The sequence below is a fragment of the Bradyrhizobium sp. ma5 genome (genome assembly GCF_042258955.1).
Classification (GTDB): Bacteria; Pseudomonadota; Alphaproteobacteria; order Rhizobiales; family Xanthobacteraceae; genus Bradyrhizobium.
The window spans coordinates 5414631-5427464 of the sequence record NZ_CP170156.1 but is presented as its reverse complement, the minus strand read 5'-3'; the positions used below and the strand labels follow the sequence as shown (position 1 = coordinate 5427464).

Sequence of the window (12834 nt, the reverse complement as noted above, 5' to 3'; positions counted from 1 at the left end):
GGAATCGCTTCCGCCGCGCCCCCGGATTTGTTGTCTCGCTGGTCCAGGGCTGAGAGCGCCCCGATGCCAGGCTGATTACTCAGCGCCTAGCGGGCGATCCCAGCGAGGTGACAGCGCTTGAGACAAGACACTAGATCACCTCCTTTCTTTGTTGATGGGACCAGCAATATAGGTGGCGAATCTGCCGCTGTTAAGGCCGCCGTCCGTCTCATTCCGGCCCATTCCAGCCAGGAACCGACCCGATCGCGCGGACATAGTCTCGTTTACCGGCGCAATAAGGACGCCCGCCGAGGCAGTTGAGACGGCCGTCCGGCCGTGTTAGGTGATCGCTCGATGCGGGTGTAGCTCAATGGTAGAGCAGCAGCCTTCCAAGCTGAATACGAGGGTTCGATTCCCTTCACCCGCTCCAGCCTCTCCACTGCCATCGAGTATGAGCGGATCGCCTCGCCACCGACATACGCGGCGCAGACGCCGCAGCCGTACCCCGGCCCCGCGACGCGCAGTTCGTCCCGCAGCAGCAGCGAAGCAGCGGGCTCTCGGCTACGAACTTGCACTGTTCCCAAATCGGCTATACAGCTCATGAAGGTGTCGAAGGGGCGCCTTCCCGCGCAAGAGGCTCTCACCCTTCAGTAGTTCGTTTCCCGTTGCTTCGAATGGCATCGGGGCTACGACAATGACTCGACCCTTTGTTCGGCCACAGCGGGAAGGCCGAAGTCTCTACGGAGGGTTGTTGTGCCTTTATCTCCATCAAAAGAAATTGCGCTTGCGTCGTCTCAAGTCGCCGCGAGCGAACTCCTGCGCGAAGTCAAGATCCGCGCGCGACTCCGCCTGAATGATCTGGCCAATCAAGTACCAGATGCGATGTTCTATGCGCGCTGGATCTCGAGGAAGCGACGTTGGGTTTTGCCAGTATCCTGGAAGCTCGCGCACGCCCTGAATATCGTTTCCACGGAACTTGGATTTCAGAATTGGGCGCACGCTCGCCGTGTGCTTGAGGGGCGAGCCCAACTATCCGACGACCTCGGCGGCCTCTGGTACGATCTTCGTTGTCAATTCCTGCTCAACAGCTGGTTTTCAACCTATGCTGACGCCCGCGCGTTCTGCCGACAAGGTGGCAAGCGGTTTCTATTCCCGTTCGCAAAGCAGGTCGTCGTTGGCGACGAAAATTTCGTACGAATGCTAGGGCTGGATCCCACGTCATCGCTCTGGAAGGAGACGGGGAACGATCTGGTCGCAAGTTATGGCACCCACGCCTGGCGCGCTCTTTGCGCGGTTCGCCTCGCAGCGACCCGAGGTCGTTTGCCGATTGGTCGTACGCCGACAGCGCGCAATCTTTGACCTGAGCGAGACGACTGCCGCCGACACGGCTTGAGACGCCTACGCGCTCAGCCCGAGATCAACCATATCTGAAAGAAACGAAGAAACATGCCTGCACATTTCGCTACGTCGGACGGCGGAACTCGCATTGCCTATGAAAAGACTGGCTCAGGCCCAGCTGTGGTGCTTTTGCACGGTGGGGCTCAGTCTCGCCAAACGTGGCAAGATGCTGGCTACGTGGATAGGTTGAGTTCGGACTTCACCGTCGTGGCTATGGACCTTCGAGGTCACGGTGAAAGCGACAAGCCGACTAGAGTTGAGGCATACGGCATCGACCGCCACTGCCAAGACATCCTGTCTGTTGCCGATCACGTGGGTATCGAACGATTCGCGCTTTGGGGGTACTCTTTCGGAGCAAATACTGGCCGCTATCTTGCGGCCAAATCGGAGCGCGTAACACGGTTCGTCATGGTCGGTGTGCCGTTTGGTCCCGGCGCTTCCGGCGACTTCCGCCGCACGGTGACGGGTGTTCGGGATCGCTGGATACCGCTTCTGCGCGCGCAAAGCGAAGGGACACTCGATTTGGAGTCGCTTACTCACCCCGAGCGCGCTTATCTTCAGAGCGCCCGTGCGCAGCACGAAGTTCCGTGGCTTACCGCCATACTCGACTGGGACGAAATCGTTCCGGCGCAACTGCTCTGTCCAACGCTTTGGATCGTCGGCGGGAAAAATCCGGTTGCACTGGAAAGTGCCCGGAGCATCGAGCCCGCCTTGGCGAACTCCAAGGTGTTGTTATGCACGATCGACGGACTGACACATGACATGGAAATGAGCGACATCGATAATGTCTTGCCGCGCATCCAGGGTTTCATCAGAAATACCCGCGGGTGAGGGGCGCATGTCGCACAAAAATGCGGGGGCGCACTGATGCCAAATTCGGATGACCTCGTCAGCAACCAGAAGCCTTGGGTATGCGTCCTGTCGCTGTTTTTCGTCGGCGCCAGCGTGTTGGGTGGAAGTGTCTGTTTGGCCTCGTCGTCGTGATGGAGGTAGTGCGCCATCGACTTGGTCGATGACCATTGGCCCTTCTTCATCAGCCGCGTTTCGGTGAGGCCGGACGTGCTCGCCTCGGTGGTCCCGCCATGCCGGCCAAACGACGTCAGCTCGGGACGCAAACCGGCGGCCAGAATGACCTTCTTCGAAATGCGCTCGACTTGAGTCAGCATCTCGCGCTTGCTGCTCCAGGGCGCTGGCTCGGATCGCGCGAACGCAATCACACGCGCCTCTCCTTCCTAGGGAACCCTAAATTGGTTCCCCGGAGCCAGCTTCTCTCGTGTGAATGATCAGAAGCTTGTGTGCATCCAAATCGGGACGAAATTTGCGTATTGGCCTTTACCAACTGGCCGCGATCGTGATCGCCAGGTTCGTTGTCACGGACAGGGCAGACTTCGCCCGAGGCAAGCTTGAGCGGCGCTGGAATTGCAGCTCATGGTTGAATGTGGTCCTGCTTCTGCGATTCCGGAGCAGCCCCGAGGAGGTACTCGCCAAGGTTTCGTGACGAGGTTATCAATCTCGCATACCTTTTCTGTGTATTTCAGTGCAGGGGTCTTTTCGTGAATGCGATTACCGTTGCGCCGGCGATCGCGCTGAAACGCCCGGCGGACCATTTGCCGGAACAACCCAACGTCATCGTTGATCGTTCGATCGACGCCGCGCCGGTCAAACCGGAGGTTGTTTCGTCGAATGCCGAGGCCCCGAAATCCGCCTATCCTTCGGCCGCCAAATTGCCCACCCAGGTCGGTCCAAGAGGACTGCAATTCGACTTCAATGACGGCGCGCGAATTGTTTGCCCTCATGGCGAGCAGCCCTGGAAGGTGAGGATTCGGGATCTCGACACAGGCAACGTGTTGTTCGAAACGGAATTCGCCGGCGGCTATGTCAACAGCAGCAAGCGCTACTACATCCGTTTCGGAATGGAAGTTTCCCAGCAGGGCGAATCCGTCCTTTATCATGAATACTCGGCGAAAGATCGCGCTGTCCTGATCCAGTTTCCGGTCGGGACGCTCGGCGATACAATTGGATGGTTTCCCTATGCCGTGAAATTCAAGGACAAGCACGGTTGCAAGCTGAGCTGCGCCATGGGGGCGCCGCTGATCGAACTGTTCCGCGACGCCTATCCCGACATCGAGTTCATCACGCACGAAGAAGTAAAGCCGGAGCGATATTACGCGACCTACAGCGTCGGACTGTTTTTCGACGACAAGGATTGCGTCTATCAGCCGACCGATTTTCGCCATGTCGGGCTACATCGGACCGCGGGTTACATTCTGGGCGTCGATCCGACAGAGCAACCACCGCGCATCGCCGTCAAGGATGACAACAGGCCGATTGCCGAGCCCTATGTGTGCATCGCGGTTCAGAGCACCACGCAAAGCAAATATTGGAATAATCCCCATGGTTGGCGCGAGATCGTCAATTTCCTGAAGGCGGCCGGCTACCGGGTGGTCTGTATCGACCAGAAGGCCACTCACGGCACTCAGTTGATCTGGAACCACATTCCGAACGGTGCCGAGGATGAGACCGGCGACAAGCCGCTCGCCGAGCGATTTCGTTACCTCAAGCATGCTGACTTTTTCATTGGTCTGTCGAGCGGCCTGTCGTGGCTTGCATGGGCATCGGGAACGCCGGTCATCATGATCAGCGGGTTCACCCATCCGACCAACGAATTTGAAACGCCTTACCGCATTGTCAATTTTCACGCGTGCAACAGTTGCTGGAACGATCCGCGGGTGCGTTTCGACCACAAGGATTTTCTGTGGTGTCCGCGGCATGCAAATTCACCGCGACAATTTGAATGCACGCGGCTGATTACGGCCGATCACGTAAAGCAGGTTATTCAGCGCATACCGGGATTTCCGGTCGGCGCCAGAGCGTAGTCCGTAAAGCATATCGACGCGGACGGGCATCGATGCCCGAAACCGGCAAATGAATTTTATTCTGGCCTAGAGGCAAAGCCATGCAGACGATTTCCAGCGGCGTTACCGTTACAGTGTCTTCTGGCACAGAATCCGACGATACCGTCCTGGCTGGCGGCACGCTCATCATTGAGTCCGCGGGCAGCGCCACTGGAACGACTGTGTCCGGCGGCTCCGAGGTGATTTCGAGCGGTGGTGTCGACAGCGGCGCCACTATTCTGTCCGGCGGCAGCCAGACTATCTCCAGCGGCGGTCTCGGCGTCTCGGCCACCGTGTATGGAGGCGGCACGATCAACGTTTCCTCAGGCGGTGCAGCGTCGTTCCTTACCGTGTCGTCAGGCGGCACGCTGAACGTTGCCGGAACGGTGACAAGCCACGTTGAGGTCTTTTCGAACGGCCTTGTTGTGATTGCTTCCGGCGGCATCGAGACGGGGACTCCGGGCAGCGACGAGACGATTGTGTCGGGTGGCACGGTCAGCGTGACCTCGGGCGGCCAGCTCTCCTTCTTCACGGTCAGGAGTGGCGGCCTCGTCACGGCCGACTTTGGCGCGACGATCCACGACTTCGGCGTCAGCAGTGGCGGCATCCTCAATCTCGCAGGTTCTCAGACCAGCAACTCGGAGGTCTTCGCCGGCGGCACCGAGAATGTCTTTTCGGGAGGCAACGCGCAGAACTTCGATGTGTCGGGGGGCACGCTGAACGTGCTCTCCGGCGGCAATGCGCAGTCCTTTACGGTGTCGGGAGGCTCGCTCAATGTCCTCTCCGGAGGCCAGTCCGAGTTCTTCACCCTGTCGTCCGGAGCCTCGGCCAGCGTCGCAACCGGCGGCACCGTTCACGATCTGACCATATCGAACGGAGCAACGCTCAGCCTTCTGGGTACGGCGACGAACTTCGTGTTCGTTGGGGGCGGCGCCACGTTGAACGTCTCTGCCGGCGGTGCCCTCAGCGGATCATTGGATCCATCCGCCCAACCAACGGTCACTGTCGTCGGCACGGTGAATGCATCCGCGGGCGCCTCCGTCAGCTATGTTGCCGTGAACAGCGGCGGCGACCTGAACTTGCAGGCCGGCGCGTCCGCGCATGACATCAATGTGAATAGCGGTGGCCAATTCAATCTCGCGGGGAGCACGACCAGTAACATCAACATCCACGACGGTGGCCTGGAAACCGTTTCCTCCGGAGGAGCCGAGAACGGCGCCAATGTCTTCGGCGGCGGTGAGCTCGATGTCCTTTCCGGCGGATCGGCAAACGGCACGATGGTCAATGGTGGTCTGCTGAAGCTGTTCTCAGGCGGGACCCTCAGTGGCGTTTCGGTCAATTTCGGCGCCGTAGAACTGGTTAGCGGAGCGTCCGTTTCGCAGCTTTCCAACACCACTTTTGGTAGCGGTACCGAGCTTGAGGTGGGGCCTGGCGCTATCGTGAGCGGCTATTCGGTGGGTAGTGGCCCGATCCTCGAGGTTCTGTCGGGCGGCTCAACCTCCGCCATCACCGTCAGCGCGAATGGAACGGAGATCGTGCTTGCGGGCGGCACGGCCCTGGGCACCATCGTCGGCAGTGGCGGCTTCATGCAAGTCGGCATTCCGTCGTTCCAGGGATCGGGTGGTTCGGCGGGTGGAACCGCGAGCAATGCGACCGTGGCGGGCGGTCAGCTCGATGTGAACTCCGGTGGCCTTGCGGTGTCCACCACGATTTCCGACAACGGCGGCGCACAAGTCACCTCGGGCGGTGCAGTATCCGGAACGACGATCTCCAACTCCGGCGGCATGACCGTCCTGAGCGGCGGCACGGCGGCCGACACGACGGTGCTGAGCGGCGGCTACTTCCAGCTCGGATCGTTCAACGGTAGTGCCGTTTCGGCCGGTGGCAGCGCGACGGGCACGATCCTGTCTGGCGGCTTCGAGGCCGTCTTCAGTGGTGGCGTCGATTCCGGCGCCACGATTCTGTCGGGTGGCAATCAGGTGGTTTCCTCTGGTGGCGTCACCATTGGCGCCACGATCTCAAGCGGCGGCGTGTTGAATGTGTCGGCCGGCGGTTCGGCCGCGGCGCAAGTTTCAAGCGGAGGTGTTGAGGATGTTTCGTCTGGCGGCCTGACGTTCAACACTGCGGTCTTCGGCGGCGGCGCCTTGAATGTTTCCGCCGGCGCGACGGCGCACGACGTCACCCTGTCGGGTGGAACGCTCAATCTTGGCGGCACCGTCACCAGCAACGTTTTCATCTCGAGCGGCGGCATAGAAAACGTGCTGGTGGGAGGATTGGTCTCGGCATCCTCCAACGGTGTAGGGACGACGGTTTCGGCCGGCGGCATCCTTAACGTGATGGGGACCACGTCCAACATGGTGGTGGTGTCCAGCGGCGGCGTCGAGAACGTCTCGTCCGGTGGCGTCATCCAGGGCACCATCAGCGGTGCGGCCAGTGCGGGAACCTTCATCGCGGCCGGCGGAACGCTCAACCTCCTGGCCGGAGGCTCGGCTAGCATGATCAACGTGGCCGGCACGCTTAACGTGCAGGGCAAGATCACCAGCAATGTCACCATTCAGAGCGGCGGCCACGAAATTGTCTCTGCAGGTGGCTCCGTCACCGGCGTCACCGGTTCGGGGACCGTCATTTCCGGACTCGTCGACGTTCTCTCCGGCGCGTCGTTCGAATATGCGACAGTCTTCAATGGTGGTGACCTGAATGTCTCGTCCGGTGCGACGGCGGACCATATCTCCGTCTCGAGCGGCGGCATCTTCAACGTTGGCGGCACGGTTCTGAGCAATGTCTCGGTCTTTGCCGGCGGCATCGAGAACGTACTCTCCGGAGGCGTGGTTACCGGTGTGACCGGCTCCGGAACCGGGATTTCGGGCGGCACGGTCAACGTGTCGTCGGGAGGCGCGATCGACCACACGACCGTCATCAGCGGTGGCGTGCTGAACATTAAATCTGGAGCCGCGGCGCACGACATCGCGGTGTCGAGCGGTGGTGCGCTCAACGTTGCCGGCGCGGTGACGAGCAACGTCGCGGTCTTTGCCGGAGGCACGGAAGTCGTTTCCTCGGGCGGCTCCACGGGGCCGGTCACGATCTCCGGCGGCGTGGTCGAACTGCGGGCCGGCAGCATCGCGAACGGCGGCATCACCTTCAGCGGTTCCGGCGGTCAGCTCAAGATCGATGGCACCTCCCTGGCCGGCACGACGATCAGCAGTCTGGTGCTGGGCGACAGCATCGATCTGGCAGGCCTCAATTTCGTATCGGGTGGGTCGGCGATCTTGCAGGCCGGCAACATCCTGCACGTCACCGAGGGGGCATCCACCTTCAATCTGCAGCTTGATGCGATACCCGGCGTGCGGTTCAGCGTCAGCGCGGATTCCGGCACCGGAACGCTGGTCACGACGCGTGCCGATATTGCGCCGGTCACGTCAGCGTCCAACATCCATGCAGGCTCTGGCCAGACCTCCGTGCTGGCTTCCAGCCTCTTTACGGTGTCGGACGCCGATGGCGATCCGATCACCCAATACGCGTTCTGGGACACCGGCGGCAACGGCCACTGGGTGGTGAATGGTGTCGCCCAGGCGGCCAACGCCGAGATCGATGTTGCCGCGGCGAACCTGTCGCAGGTGAGCTACGTGTTCGGTGCAAACGGCTCGACTGATACCCTTCGCGTTCGAGCCAATGACGGCACGGTTTGGGGCGACTGGACTCAATTTACGGCCAAGGCATTTGGCGACAACGCGCCAACCGTGAACGCAGTCAACGTGACTGCGGCGCACGGCCAGACGTCGATTGCTGCATCGAGCCTGTTCACGGTGAGCGATCTGGACGGCGACACGATGACCCAGTACGCGTTCTGGGACACACAAGGTAACGGACATTGGGCCATCAACGGCGTCGTGCAGGCCACCAATGCCGAGATCGATGTTTCAGCGGCGAACCTGTCGCAGGTGAGCTACGTGTTCGGCCCCGGCGGTTCGACGCCGGATATGCTCTGGGTGAAGGCCAATGACGGTATCTTGTGGAGCGCCTGGCAGAGCTTCACGGCGTCGCCGGGCCCCGACACGGCTCCGGTGGTGACGGCACCGAACGTAACCGCCAATCACGGGCAGTTCTCGGCTCTCGCCTCGAGCCTGTTCTCGGTCAGCGATGCCGAGCACGACACGATCACCCAGTACGCGTTGTGGGACACCCAAGGTAACGGACATTGGGCCATCAACGGCGTCGTGCAGGCCACCAACGCCGAGATCGATGTTTCGGCGGCGAACCTGTCGCAGGTGAGCTACGTGTTCGGCCCCGGCGGTTCGGCATCAGATACGCTCTGGGTGAGGGCCAATGACGGCAGCATGTGGGGCGCCTGGCAGAGCTTCACGGCAACACCGGGCCCCGACACGGCCCCGGTGGTGACGGCACCGAACGTGGCCGCGGTTCACGGGCAGTTCTCGGCTCTCGCCTCGAGCCTGTTCTCGGTCAGCGATGCCGAGCACGACACGATCACCCAGTACGCGTTGTGGGACACCCAAGGTAACGGACATTGGGCCATCAACGGCGTCGTCCAGGCCACCAACGCCGAGATCGATGTTTCGGCGGCGAACCTGTCGCAGGTGAGCTACGTGTTCGGCCCGACCGGCTCGACGCCCGATACGCTCTGGGTGAGGGCCAATGACGGCAGCATGTGGGGCGCCTGGCAGAGCTTCACGGCAACACCGGGCCCCGACACGGCCCCGGTGGTGACGGCACCGAACGTGGCCGCGGTTCACGGGCAGTTCTCGGCTCTCGCCTCGAGCCTGTTCTCGGTCAGCGATGCCGAGCACGACACGATCACCCAGTACGCGTTGTGGGACACGCAAGGTAACGGACATTGGGCCATCAACGGCGTCGTGCAGGCCACCAACGCCGAGATCGATGTTTCGGCGGCGAACCTGTCGCAGGTGAGCTACGTGTTCGGCCCCGGCGGTTCGACATCAGATACGCTCTGGGTGAGGGCCAATGACGGCAGCATGTGGGGCGCCTGGCAGAGCTTCACGGCAACACCGGGCCCCGACACCGCCCCGGTGGTGACGGCACCGAACGTGGTCGCGGTTCACGGGCAGACGTCGGCGCTCGCCTCGAGCCTGTTCTCAGTCAGCGATGCCGAGCACGACACGATCACCCAGTACGCGTTGTGGGACACGCAAGGTAACGGGCATTGGGCCATCAACGGCGTCGTGCAGGCCACCAACGCCGAGATCGATGTTTCGGCGGCGAACCTGTCGCAGGTGAGCTACGTGTTCGGCCCCGGCGGTTCGGCATCAGATACGCTCTGGGTGAGGGCCAATGACGGCAGCATGTGGGGCGCCTGGCAGAGCTTCACGGCAACACCGGGCCCCGACACGGCCCCGGTGGTGACGGCACCGAACGTAACCGCCAATCACGGGCAGTTCTCGGCTCTCGCCTCGAGCCTGTTCTCGGTCAGCGATGCCGAGCACGACACGATCACCCAATACGCGCTCTGGGACACGCAAGGTAACGGACATTGGGCCATCAACGGCGTCGTCCAGGCCACCAACGCCGAGATCGATGTTTCGGCGGCGAACCTGTCGCAGGTGAGCTACGTGTTCGGCCCCGGCGGTTCGACGCCCGATACGCTCTGGGTGAGGGCCAATGACGGCAGCATGTGGGGCGCCTGGCAGAGCTTTACGGCAACACCGGGCCCCGACACGGCCCCGGTGGTGACGGCACCGAACGTGGCCGCGGTTCACGGGCAGACGTCGGCGCTCGCCTCGAGCCTGTTCTCGGTCAGCGATGCCGAGCACGACACGATGACCCAGTACGCGTTGTGGGACACGCAAGGTAACGGACATTGGGCCATCAACGGCGTCGTGCAGGCCACCAACGCCGAGATCGATGTTTCGGCGGCGAACCTGTCGCAGGTGAGCTACGTGTTCGGCCCGACCGGCTCGACGCCCGATACGCTCTGGGTGAGGGCCAATGACGGCAGCATGTGGAGCGCCTGGCAGAGCTTCACGGCAACACCGGGCCCCGACCACCTTCCGGTCGTTTCGGCCTCGAACGTGGTGACGGTCTCCGGGCAGACGTTCGCCGCATCGAGCCTGTTCAGCGTCACGGACGCCGACGGCGATACCATCAGGAAATATGCGCTGTGGGATTCCAACTCGAACGGGCACTGGAGCATCAACGGCGCATCGCAGCCCGTGAATACCGAGATCGACATCACTGCGGCGCAACTTTCCCAGACGACCTATCAGGCCGGCTCGGGCACGGATCAACTCTGGATCCGGGCCAATGACGGCATTGCGTGGGGAGCCTGGCAGCCCTTCAACGTGACGGGCGAGAGCTCCACCAATGCCACCATCGCATCGGGCAGCACCCTGGAATTGACCGGAACGTCGAATGCCACCGTGGCGTTCCAGGGTTCGACGGGGACGCTCAAGCTGGACAATTCCGCGAGCTTTGCCGGAACGGTCGCCGGGATGACCGGTTCGGATGCGATCGATTTCGCGAACATCAGTTTCGCGAACGTTCACGCCCCGAGCTTCAGCGGAAACGCATCGGGCGGAACGCTCACGGTGACCGACGGCACCGTCACGGCGAGCATTGCGCTGCTGGGCAACTACATGGCCTCGACATTCGCGACCTCGAGTGACGGCCATGGCGGGACCCTGGTTGTCGATCCGCCGGCGACGCAGGTCAGCCAGCTGGCGCAGCCACAGCATGCGTGAGGCTGCGACGGTGAGGCATGTGGAGAGATCGCTGAGATAGGATGATCGTGGGGACCTGTTGCGGGTCCCCACAAAGCGTTTGTCGGAGCCGGATTGGAGAGCAACGGGCGGGCGTCAGCGGCGTCCTTCGCGGTCCTACGGTCGCCATTTTTCCCTCATGGAGGGTGCCGATCGTCACGTGAACCTTTTACCCAGATGTGTAGACGTAATGGCTACCGGGATTTTGCATTTCCTTCCTGGGGCTAGAGCCCACGCCGTCCGCATGCATTTTAAGCGGGCGATGTTGTGCTGATCTGAACCACCGCCCCGTCGCAGTATCCCGCTCCCGCGCGGAGGCGGCCTATGAAGCGTATGCCCACGAGCGAAGCGATCATCACCGTCGCCTTGTTGGTGATATTCGCGCTCGTGATCTGGTTTGGCGCAATGCCGTGACTCAGGGAAGCGACACGACTCGCAGGTTGTTTGTGCTTCCCGCCTGTCCAAAGGGAATGCCGGCGACGACGACCAACAGGTCGCGGCTTGATGCAAACTGCTCGGCATGCGCGAGAGCCGTCGCGCGCTCCACCATCTCCTCATAACTCCCGACGTCATCGGAAAGGACGCTGTGCGCGCCCCAGAGCAGGCACAGGCGGCGCGATACTTCGCGGCTCGGGGTGATGGCGAGGATCGGCAGGCTTGGCCGCTTGCGCGCCACGCGTGCGGCGGTGGTGCCGCTCGACGTGTAGGCCACGATGGCTACGGCGTGAATGACGGAAGCAAGGTCGGCGGCGGCCGTTGCAACCGCATGCGGCGGCGTCTGCTCTTTCGCCAGGCTGGGTTGCCTCGACGATGGAGCGGTACATCTTGTGCTGTTCCGTGCTGCGGATGATGCGATCCATCATCTCGACGGCCTCGCGCGGATAGCGCCCCGTCGCGGATTCCGCCGACAGCATCACTGCGTCAGCACCATCATAGATCGCGGTCGCAACGTCGGAGACTTCCGCACGGGTCGGTGTCGGCGCGGCGACCATCGAGTCCAGCATTTGCGTGGCGACGATCACGGGCTTCACCGCGAGACGGCACGCCCGCACCAGCTCCTTCTGACGCCCCGGCACGTCCTCATGCGGAATTTCGACGCCGAGGTCACCCCGCGCCACCATGATGGCGTCGCACAACTGGATGATGTCGTCGATCCGCTCGAGCGCCGCCGGCTTCTCGATCTTGGCCATCAGACCGGCGCGGTCGCCGACCAGACTTCTCGCCTCGATGATATCGGAGGGCTTCTGCACGAACGACAGGGCGACCCAATCGACGCCGAGGTTCAGGCCGAACTCCAGATCGAGGCGGTCCTTGGCGGTGAGCGGCGACAGATCGAGCACCGTTCCCGGCAGATTGACGCCCTTGTGGTTCGAGATCGTGCCGCCGACGATCACCTTGGCTTCGATGAAATCGTCACCGAGCCCGGCAACGCGAACCCGGACCCTGCCGTCGTCGATCAGAAGGTCGTGGCCGGGAGCCACGGCGGCGAAGATTTCCCGATGCGGCAGCGGAATCGACGTTCGCTCGCCCTCCGATCCGGACAGCACGAACCGGATGGTCTCGCCGGCCGCCACCACAATCTTGCCATCGCGCAAGGTGCCGACGCGGATTTTCGGACCCTGGAGGTCCATCAGAATGCCGATCGGCCGGTTGACTTCCTGTTCCAGCTTTCGGATCGCGGCATGGATGCTTGCGTGGTCGCTCTGGGTTCCGTGGCTGAAGTTGAGACGGAACGTATCGACGCCGGCCAGCAGCAGCGCCTTGAGCGTCTCGGGGGAACTGCTGGCGGGGCCGACGGTCGCGACGATCTTGGCCCGTCGATGACGACGCATGGG

General features: G+C 62.3%; 4 protein-coding genes, 1 tRNA gene and 1 pseudogene. 5 read left to right on the top strand and 1 reads right to left on the bottom strand.

Translation table 11 applies throughout. The features are described 5' to 3' along the window. The first annotated feature begins 335 nt into the window (after positions 1-335). From ACE103_RS25330 to ACE103_RS25310, 5 genes are all read left to right on the top strand, one after another. Positions 336-409 (top strand) — tRNA-Gly (locus ACE103_RS25330). A gap of 323 nt (positions 410-732) precedes the next feature. Beyond that, on the top strand, positions 733-1338 hold the full coding sequence (locus ACE103_RS25325) for a hypothetical protein (RefSeq protein WP_375775308.1): 606 nt from the start codon (positions 733-735) through the stop codon (positions 1336-1338). A gap of 87 nt (positions 1339-1425) precedes the next feature. Further along, positions 1426-2208, top strand: coding sequence for an alpha/beta fold hydrolase (locus ACE103_RS25320; RefSeq protein WP_375775307.1), 783 nt, complete (start codon positions 1426-1428; stop codon positions 2206-2208). A 722-nt stretch (positions 2209-2930) separates the two neighbouring features. Next, positions 2931-4253 (top strand): autotransporter strand-loop-strand O-heptosyltransferase, encoded by a 1323-nt coding sequence (locus ACE103_RS25315; protein ID WP_375775306.1) that lies wholly within the window; start codon positions 2931-2933, stop codon positions 4251-4253. Positions 4254-4333: 80 nt separating this feature from the next. Beyond that, entirely contained in the window at positions 4334-10981 is a 6648-nt protein-coding gene (locus ACE103_RS25310) for a hypothetical protein (RefSeq protein WP_375775305.1), read from the top strand. A gap of 433 nt (positions 10982-11414) precedes the next feature. On the opposite strand, the pseudogene pyk reads toward ACE103_RS25310, so the two are convergent. Continuing rightward, positions 11415-12831 (bottom strand): annotated as a pseudogene (gene pyk, locus ACE103_RS25305) (pyruvate kinase). Positions 12832-12834: the final 3 nt, after the last annotated feature.